An 18473-nucleotide genomic window follows, 5' to 3' on the forward strand; every position below is an offset into this window, starting at 1 on the left:
TCGCGATCTCAGAAAATGAAGCCACTTCTAAAACTTCTCGCATCCCTCGAGCTCACCATCGGCTGTCTCGTGCTCGCCATGGTCCTCATCCTCTTCGGGACTTTGGATCAAACGCACCTCGGCATCCACGGAGCCACCGAAAAATACTTCTACACCGTATTCGTCACCCAATACGTAGAGTTTCTCGACATCAATGTCCCCTACATGCCCGGCGGCTACCTCATAGGCTTCGCCTTGTTTCTCAACAACCTATCCGCCATGATCTACCGCTTCCGCATGGGCAGCAAAAAGCTGGGCATCTGGTTGATCCACCTCGGTTTCGTCCTCCTGCTTCTCGGCGAGTTCATCTCAAGCGTATTTCAGGAAGAGGCCAACCTCACCCTAGACGAAGGCGGCACCGCAGATTTCACCGAAAGCACCAGCCTCGTGGAACTGGCCGTTATCGATACCACGGATACGGAAACCGACCGAGTCTACGCCATCCCGGAAGCCATGCTGGAACGAAAGCAGCAAATCGAAATCGACGAGCTTCCTTTCCACATCAGCGTGGACGTGTTCATGCCCAACTCCGCCCTACAGCGTCGCGACGACACCGCTCCGGAATCCGCTCACGTAGTCAACCAGGGCTTCGGACTCCAGTACTTCGCGATCGAGGTGCCCGAAACTGGAAAGATGAGCGAGCGCAACCAGCCTTCCACCATAGTAACCTTGTTCGCAAAGGAATCTGTCGACGGTGAATCGGAAATCCTCGGCACTTGGCTCGCCCGCGAGTTCATGCGCCACCAATCCTTCTCGTATCAAGGCCGCAACTACGACCTCGTTCTCCGCAGGCAACGTGAAATCATCGACTACTACATCACGCTCAACGATTTCAGTCACGATCGCTACTTGGGCACCAACATCCCCAAGAACTTCTCCAGCGACGTCACAGTCAAAGACAAGCGCACCGGGCTCGAACAGGACTTCCTGATCTACATGAACAACCCGCTTCGCTACGACGACTTGACGTTCTACCAAGCCAGCTTCCTTCCCGGCGACCAAACTTCGATCCTGCAAGTGGTACGCAATCCAGGCCGCTCCCTCCCTTACATCTCCACCACGGTCATGACTCTCGGTCTCGCGATCCAATTCGCATTCGGCCTCCAACGATTCTCTAAGAAAAGAAAGAAAGCGGACGCATGAAACGCAATCTAGCCACCATACTCTCGATCCTCTTCTTCTTCGGGTACATCTACTCGAACTTCAAGAAGCAGACCCCCAAGTCGGACTTCGACTTCGACACACTTGGCAAGGTGCCAGTGATCATGAACGGTCGCGTTCAACCGCTGGACTCCGTGGCGAAAAACTCGTTGCTCGCCATGAACGGCAAGCGCTCCGCCGTTTACCAGGACGGCACCAAGCACCACGCCATCGAATGGCTCGCCGAAGCGATTTTCGAACCAAGCGCAGCCTTCGACCGTCCCGTATTCAGAATTCATGACGACGGCCTACGCGCCATCCTTCCCCACAAGACGCCCGAGCAACGCGACTCAGCCATCATGGCAGCCCTGTTCGGCTCCGGAAGCAGTCACCACTACTACTCCTTCAATGAAATCCGCGGCTCCTTCGAAAAGATCCGGCGCGATGCGATGGAAGCTTCTCAGATCGAGTCCGAACTCCGCACCCGCTACCAAAAGGCGGTCGTCAACCTCGCCAACAACGCGATCCAGTTCTATAACCTTACTCGCACCATACACCACGGCGAAACGCCTAGCTACCTCGATGAGCTGGCCGCCATGCAGACAATCGCTCCCAAAGCAGTTGCGGAAACCGAAAAGCAGCAACGCGGCGAAGCGTTCGACAGCGAAAGTCTCCAAGGGATGCTCGGCTTCATCCAGCTCTACCGCGGCTTCGGCGAAAACGCAGCCTTCTTCACCCACCCGGCAGAGCCAGTCGATGGCCAGCCAAACTGGGACAAGATGAGCGTTGTCCTGGACGAAGTCACCCGAGACGGAGCGCCTAGCAAGATTTCCAAGAATTACGCCACCCTCACTGACGCCTACCGCCAAGATGACGTTGCCACCTTCAATCAGGCGGCCGCAGAGCTTTTGGCGGCACTCGACGCCGAGGACGCAAAAGCCTTCAGCAAGGCCAAGGCGGAACATCAGTTCAACTATCTCTCTCCCTTCTACGTATCCATCGTCGGATACGTCTTCGTATTTCTGCTCGCCGTATTCTCCTGGCCGTTCTCGTCCCGAGGACTCAATCGCGCCGCATTCTGGACGTTGATCGCCGTATTCGCGATCCATACCATCGGCATGGGCTACCGTGTATACATTATCGGATACGCCCCCGTCATCAACCTCTACTCATCCGCCATCTACGTGGGATGGGGAGCGACCTTGCTCTCCCTCATAATCGAACGCCTTTACCGCAATGGCATCGGCAGCTTCATCGCCGCCGTTATAGGTATCGCGAGCTTGATCGTAGCCCACCACCTTATCGACGGCCGGGATACGCTCGAGCAAATGAAAGCCGTGCTCGACTCGAACTTCTGGCTAACCGTTCACGTCCTGACCATCACTTTCGGCTACGCGTCGACGTTCTTCTCAGGATTCATCGGCATATTCTGGGTTCTCGCCGGCCTCACCACCAAACTCATCGACAAGCAGCGTAGCAAGATGCTCGCCTCCGTAGTCTACGGTATCATCTGCTTCTCCACCCTCTTCAGCTTCTTCGGAACCGTCAGCGGCGGCATCTGGGCCGACCAGTCATGGGGCCGCTTCTGGGGTTGGGACCCGAAGGAAAACGGCGCCATCCTACTCGTCCTCTGGAACGTCATCATTCTGCACTCCCGTTGGGGCGGCTTCGCGAAGACACGCGGCATCATGGCGATGGCCATCTTCGGCAACGTGGTGACAAGCTGGTCCTGGATGGGCACCAACATGCTCGGAATCGGACTTCATTCCTACGGGTTCATGAACTCCGCCTTCCACTACCTACTCGCCTTCTGGCTCACTCAGCTTGCGGTTATCGCTCTCGCCTACATTCCTGCAAAAAATTGGAAAAGCGAGATCCGAGTATAAGCGGCGTTTGCGATCTGCAGCGCCCTTGCTAGGTTGATTCGCCAGCTTCACAACAGAAACAGGTATGCCCAACCACTCCCCTCACGATCTCAAAGCCGGAATGGCGCTCGCCGACGACGTCTACAACCTAGACGCCAAGTTGCTCTTCCCATCAGGCACTATCCTCAATGAAAAGAGGATCGAGATCCTGATGATGTGGGGGGTTGAAAACGTAACCGTGCAAGGCAGCGTCGACGATCCCGAGACCGTCTCAATCCGCAGCTTCTCCAATACAGTAAAACAGGATGCCGAGCTCGCCGTGCAGAAACGCTTCAAGCTGGTTAAGTCCTCTCATCCCGCAGTCATCGCGATTCGCGAACTCGCCGTACTAGAAATGGCGAAATCCTCCGACGCTCATAACAGCAACTCGTGAACCCTCCCCTCAACCCACTTCTCGAAGATCCGGAGGCTTTCCCCCCACTGCCCGACATCGGACAAGCGATCGAAACAGCAGTCGACAATCCCGAGTCATCCTTCGAAGACATTGCCCGCGTAGTCGAGTCCGACGCCGAGCTATCGGGCCGCATCCTCGCATTAGCCAACAGCCGCTTCTACGACTACCCCATAAAGGTCACCACCGTGCCAGACGCCCTCAGCGTCATCGGACTTCGCAACGTCCGCAACCTCAGCGTCCTGCTTTGCCTCCCCAAACAATTCCCCGAATCCCCAGGCTTTCCGGTAAACCACAAAGCCTTCTGGAAATACAGCATCGCAGTCGGCCTCTGCACTCGACTGATGGCTCTCGAATGCCGTGAAGCAAACACCGAGCGACACTTTATAGCCGGTTTCCTGCATAAGCTAGGACGCCCGCTGATCGGACAACTCATACCGGAAAAAGGTAAGAAAATCTACAAGAGTACCCAAAAACGGGATACCCTCTACACTTCAGCGGCCCAGCAGCAACTCGGGATCGACGACAGCGCTATCGGAGCCGAAGCCCTCCAGCTTTGGCACTTCCCAGAAAACATTTCCACCCTGGTTCGCTACCACAACAAGCCGGTGCTCGCCCGCAATTTCGTTCGCGGAGTCAGCCTCGTGCACATTGCCAGTTTCCTCGTATCCGCTTTGCAAATAGGCGATTCCGGCGATCGATTCGTCCCCGAGTTCTCTGAAGCAGCTTGGGGCTATGCTCGATTCGAAGAATCCAAAATAGCCAACGTAGTCGAAGATCTACTACGACAGCTCGACAGCGTCTGCTCCGTTTTCCTCGAGCATCCCTAAGAAATGATGGATCCCAAAGGACAGGAAAAATACGAGCAGCAGCAGAGTCGCTTTGAGTCGCTAGACTTCTTCCAGCGTAAACTTCGCGAAGCCAGCAACGTCCGCGAAGTCATCCAAATAAGCGAAAACGAACTCGAGAGCATTCAGGAATTCTCCGTCCAAGGCTTCTACCTGGTAGACGAACGCGAAGGCGGATTCGAGCTCCACAAGACGCGCCCTTCCGCCGAATACGACACGCTCACCACTGTCATTCGCCGAGCCATTCGACAAGGAGCCTTCGCCTGGGCCCTGCGCCAGCAGAAACCTCTTTTGTGGCAAGACGACAAGTCGGGGCTCCACCTCATGCTGCACTCGCTCTCCACCCGAGAACGCACCTTAGGCATGTACGTGGGCCTCTTCGACCAATCCCGCCCAAGCGAGCAACAAAACATCGTCCTCAACCACATATCGCTTACCCTCACCCTAACAGCCACCACTCTCTACGGCCTCGCTCTACGCGGAGAACTCCAACTCCAAAACAAGAGCCTCGAGGAAACAGTGGCCAAGCGCACCGCCGCCTTCCTCAAAGCCAAAGACGAAGCGGAAAAAGCCAACCAGGCCAAAAGCGAATTCCTCGCCATGATGAGCCACGAGCTTCGCACACCGATGAACGGTGTCATCGGCTTCGCCTCCCTCTTGCTGGAAACCGACATGAGCCAGGAGCAGCGGGACTTTGTCGGCACCATCCGCACCTCCGGCGACTCCCTGCTCAGCATTATCAACGACATTCTTGACTTCTCCAAAATCGAAGCCGGACGCGAGGAGCTGGAACTTGTCAGTTTCAATCTCAACCAAACGCTTCAAGAGGTCCTCAACATCACCTCCCCCATCGCTGCAGACAAAGCCCTCAAGCTCGAACTCTCCTACTCCGACACCCTCTCCGAGTTCGTTATCGGCGATCCTGGAAAAGTTCGCCAGATCATGCTCAACCTCGTCAGCAACGCGATTAAGTTCACCGCGAAAGGAGGAGTGAAGATCGAAGCCAAAGCGGACAGCGCCACCGATACCCACTCCATGATACGTATCAGCGTATCCGATACAGGAATCGGCATTCCGCCAGACGTGCAGAACCGCCTCTTCCAACCCTTCACCCAAGCCGATTCGTCAACTCGCAGAAAACACGGTGGTACAGGCCTTGGACTCGTCATCTCAAAACGTCTCGCCGAAATGATGGGGGGAGACATCACCATCGAGAGCTCCCCGGGACAAGGCTCCACCTTCCACGTAACCGCCTACCTCGAAACCAGCGTACAGCAAGAGGAGCAATTTTTCGACACCCCGCTCTCCATCGATCCCGCAGAAATGAGCCAGCACCGGGTGCTCGTCGCAGAGGACAACATCGGCAACCAAAAGCTAATCCTCGGGATGCTCAAACGCATCGGTCTCTCCGCCGACACCGCGAACAACGGTCTGGAAGCAATCGAGCTGTTCAAGAAAAACAACTACGACCTCGTGCTCATGGACTGTCAGATGCCCGAGCTCGACGGATTTGAAACCACTCAAGAAATCCGCGCCATCGAGAAAGAGTCCTCTCAGCCAAGAACGCCCATCATCGCCTTGACTGCCCTCTCCCTCAAAGGGACCAAGGAGCGTTGCTTCGAGGCTGGCATGGACGACTACTTGTCCAAGCCACTCGAAATCAAACCGCTCGCCGCCACCCTAAGCCGGTGGACCCAGGCCAACTAGGACTCGACCAAACAAAGCTCGTCGCCCTTCACCACAAAACGGGCCGTGCTACCATCGGTAACTGTTCCGGCGATGATCGCCTTCGCCAAATCGGTCTGGATCGAACGCTGAATAAAGCGACGGAGCGGACGAGCCCCGTAAACAGGATCGAACCCTTTCAAAGCGACCCATTTCAACGCCTCCTCATCCAACTCGACGACGATCCGTCGCTCCTCGAGCGTCCGGTTCAGGTCCGCCAAAAGCAGTACTACGATCTTTTCGATATCCTCTAGATCGAGCGGCTTGAATACTACGGTCTCGTCGATGCGATTCAGAAACTCCGGTCGGAAACGCCCGCGCAGCTCCGTCAAAACAGCCTCTTTGGTCGACTCCGAAATCTCGCCCCCGCCTTGTTCCAGCAAATACTGGCTACCGAGATTCGAAGTCATAATCACGATCGTATTCTTGAAATCGACGACTCGCCCCTGAGAGTCGGTCACACGACCATCATCAAGGATCTGTAGCATTATGTTGAATACGTCTGGGTGAGCTTTCTCGACCTCGTCGAACAAAACGACCGAATACGGCTTGCGACGGACAGCCTCCGTCAATTGCCCGCCTTCCTCATAGCCCACATAGCCCGGAGGCGCTCCAATAAGTCGGGCCACCGCGTGACGCTCCATGTATTCGCTCATGTCGATACGGATAATCGCATCTTCGCTATCAAACAAAGTGCTCGCCAAGGTCTTCACTAATTCCGTCTTTCCCACGCCCGTAGGCCCCAGGAAGATAAAGCTACCAATCGGACGCTTCGGATCCTTGATCCCCGCACGAGCACGTAGGATCGCCTCCGAGACATAGCGAATCGCCTCCGGCTGACCAATAACACGCTCTTCCAGAGCCGAATCGAGATGCAACAGTTTCTGACGCTCTCCTTCGATGAGCTTTGTCACCGGCACTCCCGTCCAACGCGAAACGATCTCCGCAATCTCCTCCTGCGAGACCTCCTCCTTCAGTAAAGACCGCTCGCTGTGCTTGGCTTCCGCAGCTTCCAACTGCTCCTCAAGCTCCGGCAAACGCCCATGCTTCAGCTCAGCCGCCTTGTTCAAATCGTAAGCCCGCTCCGCCCGCTCGATCTCCGTCTTGGTCGCTTCGATCGACTCGCGCAACTGCTGCAAAGACGAAATGACGTCCTTCTCAGCCTGCCAAACTTGCCGCTGGGCTTTTTCCTCTTCCCGAAGATCCGCGATCTCCTTTTGCACTCCCTTAAGGCGATCTTTGGATACCGTATCCGTTTCCTGGATAAGGGCCGCTTCTTCAATCTCTAGCTGCATCAAACGACGCGTGAGAGCATCGAGCTCCTCAGGCAAGCTGTCCATTTCCGTACGGATCGCCGCGCACGCCTCATCCACCAAATCAATCGCCTTGTCAGGCAAGAAACGGTCCGTGATGTAGCGATTCGAAAGCACCGTCGCGGTCACGAGAGCATTATCCTGTATCCTCACACCGTGATGCACCTCGAAACGCTCCTTCAAGCCGCGCAAAATTGATATCGTGTCCTCCACGCTAGGCTGATCCACCAACACGCTTTGGAATCTGCGCTCCAGAGCAGCATCCTTCTCGATGTACTGTCGGTACTCGTCGAGCGTGGTTGCCCCAATACAGTGCAGTTCGCCACGCGCCAGCATCGGCTTCAGCAAATTTCCGGCATCCATCGCCCCATCGGTCTTTCCAGCCCCCACGATCGTGTGCAGCTCATCGATGAAGAGCAGAATCTGACCCTCGCTCGATTTCACTTCCTGCAAGACCGCTTTTAGACGCTCTTCAAACTCGCCACGAAACTTCGCTCCGGCAATCAAGGCTCCCATATCGAGCGAGAACACAGTCTTGTCCTTCAAGCCCTCGGGCACATCACCACGAACAATTCTCTGAGCAAGCCCCTCTGCGATCGCCGTCTTACCAACACCAGGCTCGCCGATCAGGACCGGATTGTTCTTTGTCTTACGAGAAAGGATACGAATCACGCGGCGAATCTCGTCGTCGCGCCCGATCACCGGGTCCATTTTCCCCGACCGAGCCCTGTCCACCAAATCCGAGCCGTACTTCTCAAGAGCCTGAAAAGTCGCTTCCGGATTTTGCGAGGTCACTCGCTGATTTCCCCGCACCGATTGCAGAGCCCCTAGAATACGATCCCGAGAAAGGTCGAAGCTCTTCAAAACCGACTCCAGGGCATGCGGCTTGCGTACTGTCGCCAAAGCCAGAAACAGATGCTCCACACTGATGTATTCGTCCTTCAAAGACGCGGCCTCCTCCTCCGCCTTCGAATACACCTCGTTCGTCGCCTGCGTAATGAAGATCTTCGAGCTATCCACACTTCCCGAAACTTTGGGCAGCTTATCAAGCTCTCGATCGAGAGCCAGCGGCACTGCACTCTCCGGGATGCCCAGCTTCTTCAACACTCCCTGCACAATCCCATTCTCTTGCTCGGCGAGCGCGGACAAAAGGTGCAGCGTATCGACCTCGTTGTTCTGCTTACGTCGAGAAATGCTCTGAGCCTCGGTCAGAGCGTTGCGGGCCATTTCGGTAAGTCTATTTGGATCAATCATTTCGGGTTTTCCTCCTCGGCCCCATCTTTGCAGCTTTTGTACCGGGCGTGAGAATTCCTGTATCGGAATTCCCGAAGCATACCTAAGTCCTTAGCCTTCGCCTATTTGCGAAAATTGCGAGTCTCGATTTACAATGAATTCCAGGCAGCGACGCTCCCAATGAAAAACGGCCAGCGGGACACGCTGACCGTTTTAAAACTGAAGCCCGGGGACGAGCTGTCACACCGGGAGGAATCTGCGAGGAGCGGCTAGATGCCCTCGCCTCCCACACCCGCTTGGCGTTCTTCCGCTTCCTCACCGGTAAGAGCCCTAGTTGGCCCCGGCAAATGGATGCTTTCCACCATACGCTGAATCTCAGCGGGAGGCGCGGGCGTGAGGTAGCTTACCGTGAAGGCGACAAGGAAGTTGATCAGCATTCCGATGAACCCGATCCCCTCCGGAGTGATTCCCCAAAGATACTGATCCGCCGTTCCGCCCAAAAACTGGAAGTAAACGATGTAGCTGATCGTAAAAACGATCCCCGCCAACATCCCCCAGATCGCGCCCTGCTTATTGATCCTCTTGAAGAAGATGCCTATCAACAGCGTCGGGAAGAAAGAAGAAGCCGCTAGACCAAAGGCGAACGCCACCGTCTTAGCGATAAATGCCGAGGGCGGATTGATCCCGAAATACGCAGCAACCGCGAGCGCTACAAACGAGGCGGCACGCGCGTAATTGACCTCCTCCTTGTCGCTCAAGGTCGGCTTGACGATCTTCTTCATCAAATCGTGGGAGATCGAAGTCGACAAAACCAGTAGCAGTCCGGCCGCCGTGGACAAAGCCGCCGCGATACAGCCCGCCATCAGCAAAGCGATCACCCACTTAGGCAAACCAGCCATATGCGGGTTCGCCATCACCATGATATCGTTGCCAAACCACAGCTCGTTAGGATTCGTCATATCCGCCTTATTCGCGATGAGACGTTGCCCGAGCGATCCGAAGCGCTGGCTTTCAGGAGCGTCATCCGCCGGATACAACGGTCCTTTTCCGATGAATACGGAGTTCGAGTTCAATTCCGATTTGCCGGGCCCGAAATACTGGATCTTCCCATCGCCATTCTTGTCGACCCAAGCCATCTGCCCCGTCTCCTCGAAGTCCTTAAACCAATAAGGAGCTTTCTCATAACTGCTTTCGTGCAGCGTAGTGATTAGATTCACACGAGCGAAAGAGCCGATGGTCGGAGCGGTTAGGTAAATGACCGCGATAAACGCCAAGGTCCAACACGCCGATTTTCGCACGGACGCAACGTTCTTAACCGTGAAGAATCGCACGATCACGTGAGGCAGCCCAGCCGTGCCGCACATGAGAGCCGCGGTGATACAGAACATGTTTACCGTATCCAGTTTTCCCGCCGTGAACTCGCTGAAGCCAAGCTCCGTATTGATATTGTTCAACTTTTCCAAGAACGGGACCTTCGCCCCTTCAGCAGTAAAGTCTCCAATCAAACCAAGCTGCGGAATGAAATTATTCGTCAAGGCGATCGCGATAAAGATAGCTGGGATCGTATAAGAAAACGCCATCACGCAATATTGGGCCACCTGCGTGTAAGTGATCCCCTTCATCCCGCCGAGGCCTGCATAGATAAAAACGATACTCGCCCCCACCAAAACGCCCGATTGGATTTCGATTCCGAATAACTGGGAAAATACCACACCCACGCCTCGCATTTGCCCCATGATATAGGTCATGCAAATGAAGATCGCGCAAACGACCGCCACTCCTCGAGCCGTCCGCGAATAGTAGCGATCCCCGATAAAATCAGGGACTGTCGGCTTATTGAACTTCCGGAGATACGGAACCATCAACACCGTCAGCAATACGAAACCACCGGTCCATCCCATCAAGAAACGAGACGCGTCGTATCCACTTATGGCTACAGTGCCAGCCATCGAAATGAAAGTAGCGGCAGACATCCAATCCGCAGCAGTCGCCATCCCGTTCGCAAATGGAGAAACGCCGCCTCCCGCCGTATAATATTCCTTGGTAGAGGATGCGCGGGAAGTGACAGCTATAAAGATATAGAGACCGAAGGTCGCCCCGATAAAGAGGAAGTTTAAAAGATCCTGAGACATCTGTATTACTCCCCTTCGTCAGAACTATACTTGCGATCAAGTCGGTTCATCAAAACCGCATACGTGATCAGGATGAGAACGAAACAAATGATCGATCCTTGCTGCGCCATCCAAAATCCGAACGGCGCGTTCCCCACCGATGGGAAATTCTGATCCAGCCAATCCCGAAACAAAATTCCGCAGCCGTAGCTTACGAAAAACCAGATCGGCAACAGACAAAGAATCACTTTGAAACTGGATCGGAGAAAAGTCCGACGCTTCTCTATTTGCTTGTCAGAGCGGGACACAGGGGAGCCGTCTTTCGCTTCATCAGAAGAGGAATCAGTCATTAGGCAATATTGGGGGGTACTTTCAGTTCGGGGATTAGGGAACCTCCAGTCAAAGCAAGCGCCCCCCTCCAGCAAGGTTAATCTCCTCGTCGTTGAAGGTTCACTACAAGCAATCTCCTCTTTGTGAAGAGCGACCGATTGCCAAAAAGTAGGGACGGCGCTCGCGCCGCTCCGCAGAGCAAAACGAAATTAGCCAGTAGTTGTTTTAGAAAAACAAACAAGGTAGCGGCCGTTGTCCCCAACGGCCATATCGATGGTTCGCCACATATAACAAGGATAGCAGGCCCTATCCTAACAAAAAAAGGGAGCCCCAAACCGGGACTCCCTCAAAAATCTAGAACTAAACGAGAAACTTATGCCTTTTCCGCTTCGCTCTCGTTCTCCTCAGCCTCAGGCTTCGCTTCAGCAGCTGGTTCTTCTGCTGTCGGCGCTTCCTCAACAGCCACTGCGGCTTCAGGCTTTTCCGGCTCTGATGGAGCAGCCTCTTCCGGCGTCGGTTCGGTAGCTGGAGTTTCCGCTTCAGCGGCAGGAGCTTCCTCCTTTACCTCAGGAGCAGGCGTTTCCTCAGCTTTCTCGACCTTGGTTTTCGCTGCTGGAGCAGACTCAGCCTTCGCTTCCGGAGCAGGAGCAGCCGGCGCTTTCTTCGCCTCGCCCTTCGAACCGGAGTCCAAGACAGGCTGAGCAAAAAGGCTGTCGTCCTCGAAGTGGCTGATATAACCATCGGCAATCAACCAGTGCAAATCGCGCTGCACCTTCTTCTCGTCGAAATCGATCTCGATCCCCTTTTCCTTGAGCCAAGCTTCGTAAAGGCTCGGCATATCCTTGGACTTGATCGACTGGTTCCCCTCGAGGAACTGAATGATCCGATCCAAATCCGGAGACATCACTTGGCCAGGGCTGCGGAAATTACGCTTGGTCGAGCAAACATAGGTTACGCCCTTGGCGCCCTTCTTATAGATGCTGAACTTTTCGCGACGCATACGACCGCGAATCGCGTTTGCCGTGTCGAGCGGGAAGCGCTGCTGACGCTGACGCTCACCGTCCATCGCCTTGAACGCCTCGGAATCCTTGAAGGACTCAAGAACTGTACCTGAAACACGAGCGTAGTTCACTTGCTTGACGATCTTGGATTTCAAAGCCGTCCGCAGGTAGCCCATCGCATCTTCTACCGAGTCGAAAACCTGAGCTTCAGCTCCCTCGGTCACTTCCTTCGCCGAATAGCGTGTCGCCTTCTTCTGGCTTTCTAGCCATTGAGCAACCGCTTCTTCCTCACGTACCGTCTCGATCGAGCTCTGCAGCTTCTCGAAAGACATGTTTGGAAGTCGGGTCCGATGGTGGTTCCGAAGCGTAGTCTCGTACTTATGGTAGTTTGGCGGACCGAGCAGCTCCTTGGTAAAGGGGCAACGGTTAACGAAAGCGAAATTGCCGCTTGGCGCTTCAACTTCCACTTCCTCTACGGTGAAAAACTCGCTCGCGTGGTTCGCCATCGCGTGGCTAAGCACTTCTTCCTCCGTCAGGAAAGGCATGTTATCGAAGGCGCAAATAAACACCTTCTCTGGCTTTTGCCCATCAACCGCCTTGCGGGTGACGCTCGCGATGAAGCGGTCCGGCTTCTCCATGAAAAGCTTAGCGACCTGGAAAAGCTCGTAGGTCAGGTGGTTCGCCCGCATCGCCTTGATGATCGCTGAAAAACAGCTGTCGTCCGGGTAGAAGCACACATCAAAGACCTGACTCTCGTAAGGCTGGAAAGGAGCTCTGTGCGAATCGTGCTTCCCACCGCGACGGAACTGACGTCGGCCCTGCTGCTGATCTCCATGCCCACGGCCACCATGGTCGCGGCGTGGCTGCTGCTCTCCCCCCTCTGCCGATTCACGGCGAGGCGGACGAGGAGGACGACGGTCCTTGCGAGCTGGCGGGCCGCCACCAGGACGACGGTCCTTACGCGGACCTCCCTTCCCTTGGCGCGATCTCCCAGAATCGGAAGACGACTTGCTCGCAGCGGTCCACTGCGTGCCGAAGCTAAAGCTTTTGAGATCTGAAAGGTCGACTGAGTCTTGTTTAGGTTCCTCGTCGGGTTCCGTAGGTGTGGAATCGGGCATCTGAGCTGAATAAAAGGCGCCGGGTTATCTGGGCATCCTGTAGTTTGTAGTTCTAGAGAAGTCTCTTAGGAAGGGACGGTAAAGGGAGAATTGAAGGACGATCTACGAGCTTGTTGGTCCGGAATCAACCCAATACGAAGAAATCGAAAAAAAGTTCATTTTCGCACTTTACAAAGACGTGAAGATCTCCATTTCTTTGCGGCCTCAACAACATTGCTCAGGTGGTGGAATTGGTAGACACGTACGCTTGAGGGGCGTATGGCGCAAGCCGTGGAGGTTCGAGTCCTCTTCTGAGCACCATTTAAAAAGAAGACCGCATTTTGCGGTCTTTTTTTGTGTGCGAATAAGTGGACGAGAACGAAGTTCGACGGAGCGACATAAGGAGCGAAGATGGGGAATGCCGCAGGCATTAGCCCGCAGGGCTTCGGGCGTTCAGCCCGAACCAATCCTCTTCTGAGCACCATTTAAAAAAAGACCGCGATTAGCGGTCTTTTTTTGTGCCCGAATCGATCGAACCAAACGCTCCGTAGCGGGACTAAACGCTTCGAGCAAAATAACGGCTTGAATGCCTACCTATTTTGTTTGGTCTCTAAACAAACATCTATGACACGCTATCCAAAGCATTCCTTTTACGCCGCCACGCTCGCAGCGACTCTCGCCTGCCTCCCTCAGATTCTCCTCGCTCAAGCGGGAGACAAACGAGACGAACCCGGCCAAGTCCAAGAAGAGGTCTGGAAAACGATGGACGTCCCCCCAGCACCGATCCTTTCCCCAGAGGAAGCTATGGAGAGCTTCGAAATCGAAGCGGGCTACTCTCTCGAACTAGTTGCCGCCGAACCTCTCGTAAACGATCCCGTCGCTGTAACTTGGGATGAGCACGGTCGCCTCTGGGTCGCTGAAATGTGGGCCTTCATGCCCGATGTCGATGGCACAGGCGAGGACCAACCCGTCAGTCGAGTCGTCGTTCTAGAAGATTTGGACAACGACGGACAAATGGACCGCTCGACCGTATTCCTAGACAAGCTCGTGCTCCCTCGAGCCGTCGCAATCGTCGAAGACGGCGTACTGATCGCCGATCCCCCTAACCTCTACTTCTGCAAAGACACCGACGGCGACCTGGTTAGCGACGAGAAAACCATCGTCGCACCGTATGCCGTCAAAGGAAACGTCGAACACGCCGAAAATGGCCTGCTGCGAGGCATAGACAACTGGTACTACAACGCAAAATCCAACCGCCGGTTCAAATTCGAGAACGGCCAGATCACCTTCGAAGACACGCACTTTCGCGGTCAATGGGGCATCACCCAAGACGACTACGGTCGCCTCTACTACACCACCAATAGCTTCTACCTCTACGGCGATACCATCCCTTGGGAAAACGTATCCAAGCACCCCGGACACAAACCAACCGCCGGATTCAGAACTCCCGTCGTCCCCGATCAATCCGTATTCACAAATCGAATCAACCCAGGCCTCAATCGAGCCTACCGCGAAAACTGGCTTCGCCCGGACTTTCGCATGAAAAAGACCGACGCGATCAGCGCTCCCGCAATAGCGCGAGGACACCGCTACCCGGAAGACGCCCAAGGCAACGCGCTCGTCCCCGAGCCAGGCGGCAACGTCGTATCCAGATTCCAACTCGCGAACGAAGAGCTCGAGATTCACGGAACCAAACAACTCCACGACGGAAGCAAATGGGGAGAGATCGAGTTCATCGCCTCGACCGACGAACGTTTCCGCCCTGTCGCCACTGCTCTAGGACCCGACGGATTCATGTACGTCGTAGACATGTATCGCGGCATCCTGCAGCACAAGGCCTTCCTAACCACCTTCCTTCGCAAGCAAATTATCGAGCGTGGACTAGACAATCCAGTCGGATTGGGCCGCATCTACCGCATCGTGCACGAAAGCGACGATAGCTCGCGAGCCGCGCCCAAACTAGCCGACCTCACCTCCGCCCAACTCGCCGAAAAACTCGATAGCGACAACGGCTGGGAACGCGACACCGCCCAACGCCTGCTCGTGGAAAGCAGATCCATTTCAAAAGAAGCGACCGACATTCTCATACGACAAACTGCATCGGCGAACACCGTCACTCGACTCCACGCGCTCTGGACCCTAGAAGGACTGGGTCTCATTTCAGAAGAGATTCTCACAACCGCCTTCGAAACAGGTGACGAATTCGTCCAAGCGCACGTTCTACGTATCTCAGAACCCCTCCTCCCCCAAGCCAACGCTCAACAAAACGAACTTTGGCAAAGCTACATGCAGGCCCTTTCCAGCGACTCGAAACGGATCCGCCTGCAAGCCGTTCACCTTCTCGGTCGCGTGGAAAACGCAAGCGTCACTCAACACGCCATCGCGAATCTCCCGGAAAGCGACCTCACAGATCCCTACTTCCTCGACGCGCTCGTATCCACTCTCCACCAACACGAAACCAGCATTCTCGAACTCGCAGAATCAGCCCCCAACTCCGACCGCTACAAACAACTCCTCTCTCTCCTCGTCCAAGCAGTATTCAAAGCTGGGTACACCGACACCGCACTCCATTTCGCGGCAGTTGCCAACCAGCAGCAAACTCCAGCTCCCATCACTGAAGCGATCACACAAGGATTCCTCAACGCCATGGAAGCAAAGAACGTGACTCCGCTCGAGATCGCTTCGAAACCGCAATCCTTCGTCGACGAGGAATCCCCTATTTACGCCGCCTTCACCTGGGAAGGAAAGATCGATCCCAACGCTGTAGTGGCTTACCAATACAGCGACGAGGAACTCGCCTCCATCAACCGAGGTAAGCCTTTGTACGAGAACCTCTGCGGAATCTGCCACCAAGCAAATGGCGAAGGGCACCCCTCTCTCGCGCCTGAACTCGTTGGCGTCGACTGGGTAACCGGAGACAAGCGGCGCCTCGCTCTCGTAGTCGGACAAGGACTCTATGGACCGATCGAAGTCGGCGACACGCTCTGGAGCGCCGCAATGCCCGCTCACGGCAAACATGCATCCCTCAAGGGGGAGGCCTTCAACGACGTCCTCAACTACATTCGCTCCGCCTGGGGCAACAACGCGTCCCCTTTCGAGCCTGGCGAAGCACGAGGCTACCTAGAAGAGCAGAAAGACCGCACCGAACCTTGGATAGCTGAGGAGTTCGAGGACCTATAAGCAGATCCCACAGGAGGGAAATGCTCCGTCATTTCCTACTATCACATAGCCTATGACGGAGCATCGCCCTCCTAATCAAACTAGAGCCTCGGCAGCGTCAGTCCTCCATCGATCATGATGACCTGACCTGTCGAGTACGGGAAGTCACCACGAGAAAGGCTAGCCACCGCCTTGCCAATATCCTCCGGGAATCCCCAACGCTTGGTAACGCACAAGCCGTCTTCAATGAGCTTGTCATACTTTTCTGATACACCCGCAGTCATGTCCGTCTTGGTCACACCGGGGCGTACTTCATAGACCGGCAAGCCAAACTCCCCTAGACGGGCCGCGAACAGGCTCGTCACCATACTCAAACCGGCTTTCGCGATACAGTATTCTCCTCGATTAACAGAAGCCACAGTAGCCGAAATTGATGACACGTTCACGATCGTGCCGGAAAATTCCTCATTCTCCTTTTTCGCAGCGACCATGTCGTTCGCAACCGCCTGCGTGAGAAAGAAAGCTCCCTTCAGGTTCGTATCCACTACGAAGTCGTAGCTCTCTTCCGTAGTATCCAACAAGTCCAGACGCACCTTCGGAGCAACGCCCGCATTATTGACCAAGAGATTCAAGGACCCACCGGCAGCTTCACGAGCCACCTTCAAAATCGCATCACGCCCCTCTACACTACCGATATCCCCTCGTGCGTACGCCACGGATACACCTTCCGCACGAAGCGTCTCGAGCGGCTCGCTCACGCCCTCCTCAGGACGCATTCCGTTGATCACAAGATCCCAACCTTCCTTCGCCAGAGCAAGGGCTACCCCAAATCCGATCCCACGAGAACCACCAGTTACTAAAGCTGTCTTTTTCATTTCAATCTTCTCCTTTCTAAAATCCAACACAGGCGTGGTTCGCCAATCGCTCCCCACGCCTGCTTTCGTTGTTCAATATCGCAAAAAAGTTTACGCTAGATCGTCTACGTCGAGCCACTTACGCTCTTCCCAGCTCTTGATACCAAGCTCGGCAAGCTGTACGCCTTTCGCTCCCTCGAGAAGCGTCCAACGGAACGGTTCATCGAGAACTACGTGCTTGAGAAACATCTCCCACTGCACCTTGAACGCATTGTCGTAGCCTTCCTGGTCAGGCACCTTTGACCAATCGTCATAGAAGTTGATCGGCTGATCGATGTCCGGATTCCAAACTGGCTTAGGAGTGTTGCTGTAGTGCTGAATGTAACAATCGCGAAGCCCGGCGACCGCAGATCCCTTTTCACCATCAACGTGGAGAGTGAGCAAGTCGTCGCGACGAACGCGAGTCACCCAAGAGGAGTTGAAGTTCACGATGATCTCACCATCTGGACCATCGATTTCAAACATAGCGTAAGCCGCATCGTCAGCCGTACACTTGTACGTGTTACCCGCTTCATCCACACGCTCCTTGATGTGAGTCGCCCCACGACACTGAACCGCCTTCACTGGGCCAAAGATATTATCGAGCACATAACGCCAGTGGCAGAGCATGTCGATGATCATGCCACCCCCATCTTCCTTACGGTAGTTCCAGGAAGGACGCTGCGCAGGCACTGAATCCCCCTCGAAAACCCAGTATCCAAAATCACCTGTCACGGAAACGATACGACCGAGGTAGCCGTTCTGAATAGCGCGTTGCAGCTTAACAAGGCCAGGCAACCAAAGCTTGTCCTGTACAACACCGTTCTTCACGCCCTTCTCCTCGCAGAACTTGAAGAGATCCAAAGCGGTTTCGGTATCGATCGCAGTTGGCTTTTCACAATAGACATGCTTTCCAGCAGTCGCAGCCGCCTTAACAGCGTCAGCGCGACGGAGCGTAGTCTGAGCATCGAAGTAGATTGGGTACTCAGGGTCGGCCATCACGCTATCAAGATCCGTAGTCCACTTCTCGATACCAGTCAGCTTGCAAAGCTCCTTAAGCTTTACCTCGTTGCGGCCAACCAAAATAGGATCCGGCATAATGAACTCAGTCGGGCTCACGTGCACCCCTCCTTGCTTGATGATCTCGACGATCGAGCGGAGCAGGTGCTGATTCTTACCCATGCGTCCTGTGACGCCGTTCATGATGATGCCAATTTTGTGTACTTTCATGATCTGAATATTTTGTCTTAAATTTCTGATTACAGTGT

At 54.8% G+C, this 18473-nt stretch carries 12 protein-coding genes and 1 tRNA gene; 7 read left to right on the forward strand and 6 right to left on the reverse strand.

All coding sequences use genetic code 11. From position 1 onward, the window contains the following. Positions 1-15 precede the first annotated feature (15 nt). From JIN87_RS06660 to JIN87_RS06680, 5 genes are all read left to right on the forward strand, one after another. On the forward strand, positions 16-1182 hold the full coding sequence (locus JIN87_RS06660) for a cytochrome c biogenesis ResB family protein (RefSeq protein WP_200354759.1): 1167 nt from the start codon (positions 16-18) through the stop codon (positions 1180-1182). Further along, positions 1179-3065, forward strand: coding sequence for a cytochrome c biogenesis protein (locus tag JIN87_RS06665; protein WP_200354760.1), 1887 nt, complete (start codon positions 1179-1181; stop codon positions 3063-3065). Before JIN87_RS06660 ends, JIN87_RS06665 begins: the two co-directional genes overlap by 4 nt. Before the next feature lie 64 nt (positions 3066-3129). Continuing rightward, entirely contained in the window at positions 3130-3477 is a 348-nt protein-coding gene (locus JIN87_RS06670) for a hypothetical protein (RefSeq protein ID WP_200354761.1), read from the forward strand. Then, the gene (locus JIN87_RS06675; RefSeq protein WP_200354762.1) at positions 3474-4325 is read left to right on the forward strand and encodes an HDOD domain-containing protein; all 852 of its coding nucleotides are present in this window, start codon (positions 3474-3476) and stop codon (positions 4323-4325) included. Before JIN87_RS06670 ends, JIN87_RS06675 begins: the two co-directional genes overlap by 4 nt. A 3-nt stretch (positions 4326-4328) precedes the next feature. Further along, positions 4329-6050 (forward strand): ATP-binding protein, encoded by a 1722-nt coding sequence (locus JIN87_RS06680; protein ID WP_200354763.1) that lies wholly within the window; start codon positions 4329-4331, stop codon positions 6048-6050. Here JIN87_RS06680 and clpB read toward each other — a convergent pair. The 4 genes from clpB to JIN87_RS06700 all read right to left on the reverse strand — a co-directional run bounded on the left by clpB (position 6047) and on the right by JIN87_RS06700 (position 13174). After that, the gene (gene clpB, locus JIN87_RS06685) at positions 6047-8632 is read right to left on the reverse strand and encodes an ATP-dependent chaperone ClpB (protein ID WP_345780786.1); all 2586 of its coding nucleotides are present in this window, start codon (positions 8630-8632) and stop codon (positions 6047-6049) included. The two genes, JIN87_RS06680 and clpB, sit on opposite strands and share 4 nt — an antisense overlap. Positions 8633-8883: 251 nt before the next feature. Continuing rightward, complete coding sequence (locus JIN87_RS06690) at positions 8884-10746, reverse strand: sodium:solute symporter family protein (RefSeq protein WP_200354764.1); 1863 nt, start codon at positions 10744-10746, stop codon at positions 8884-8886. A 5-nt stretch (positions 10747-10751) separates the two neighbouring features. Next, complete coding sequence (locus JIN87_RS06695; RefSeq protein WP_200354765.1) at positions 10752-11075, reverse strand: DUF4212 domain-containing protein; 324 nt, start codon at positions 11073-11075, stop codon at positions 10752-10754. A 353-nt stretch (positions 11076-11428) separates the two neighbouring features. Further along, on the reverse strand, positions 11429-13174 hold the full coding sequence (locus JIN87_RS06700) for a hypothetical protein (protein ID WP_200354766.1): 1746 nt from the start codon (positions 13172-13174) through the stop codon (positions 11429-11431). Between the two features lie 215 nt (positions 13175-13389). On the opposite strand from JIN87_RS06700, the gene JIN87_RS06705 reads away from it, so the two are divergent. Both JIN87_RS06705 and JIN87_RS06710 read left to right on the forward strand, forming a co-directional pair. Next, a tRNA-Leu gene (locus JIN87_RS06705) sits at positions 13390-13474 on the forward strand. A gap of 303 nt (positions 13475-13777) precedes the next feature. Further along, positions 13778-16333, forward strand: a complete 2556-nt coding sequence (locus JIN87_RS06710; RefSeq protein WP_200354767.1) for a DUF7133 domain-containing protein — start codon at positions 13778-13780, stop codon at positions 16331-16333. Between the two features lie 80 nt (positions 16334-16413). Here the strand turns inward: JIN87_RS06710 and JIN87_RS06715 are convergent, their stop codons facing one another. Both JIN87_RS06715 and JIN87_RS06720 read right to left on the reverse strand, forming a co-directional pair. Then, positions 16414-17187, reverse strand: a complete 774-nt coding sequence (locus JIN87_RS06715; protein WP_200354768.1) for a 3-ketoacyl-ACP reductase — start codon at positions 17185-17187, stop codon at positions 16414-16416. Positions 17188-17277: 90 nt separating this feature from the next. Beyond that, positions 17278-18435: a Gfo/Idh/MocA family protein gene (locus JIN87_RS06720; protein ID WP_200354769.1), complete on the reverse strand. Its 1158-nt coding sequence runs from the start codon at positions 18433-18435 to the stop codon at positions 17278-17280. Positions 18436-18473: the final 38 nt, after the last annotated feature.

The organism is Pelagicoccus mobilis, from assembly GCF_016595505.1.
GTDB lineage: Bacteria > Verrucomicrobiota > Verrucomicrobiia > Opitutales > Opitutaceae > Pelagicoccus > Pelagicoccus mobilis.

Coding starts and splice junctions, on each gene's coding strand:
- JIN87_RS06660 (WP_200354759.1), top strand. CDS start 16: ATGAAGCCACTTCTAAAACTTCTCGCATCCCTCGAGCTCACCATCGGC.
- JIN87_RS06720 (WP_200354769.1), bottom strand. CDS start 18,435: ATGAAAGTACACAAAATTGGCATCATCATGAACGGCGTCACAGGACGC.
- JIN87_RS06715 (WP_200354768.1), bottom strand. CDS start 17,187: ATGAAAAAGACAGCTTTAGTAACTGGTGGTTCTCGTGGGATCGGATTT.
- JIN87_RS06680 (WP_200354763.1), top strand. CDS start 4,329: ATGATGGATCCCAAAGGACAGGAAAAATACGAGCAGCAGCAGAGTCGC.
- JIN87_RS06700 (WP_200354766.1), bottom strand. CDS start 13,174: ATGCCCGATTCCACACCTACGGAACCCGACGAGGAACCTAAACAAGAC.
- JIN87_RS06665 (WP_200354760.1), top strand. CDS start 1,179: ATGAAACGCAATCTAGCCACCATACTCTCGATCCTCTTCTTCTTCGGG.
- JIN87_RS06690 (WP_200354764.1), bottom strand. CDS start 10,746: ATGTCTCAGGATCTTTTAAACTTCCTCTTTATCGGGGCGACCTTCGGT.
- JIN87_RS06670 (WP_200354761.1), top strand. CDS start 3,130: ATGCCCAACCACTCCCCTCACGATCTCAAAGCCGGAATGGCGCTCGCC.
- JIN87_RS06695 (WP_200354765.1), bottom strand. CDS start 11,075: ATGACTGATTCCTCTTCTGATGAAGCGAAAGACGGCTCCCCTGTGTCC.
- JIN87_RS06710 (WP_200354767.1), top strand. CDS start 13,778: ATGACACGCTATCCAAAGCATTCCTTTTACGCCGCCACGCTCGCAGCG.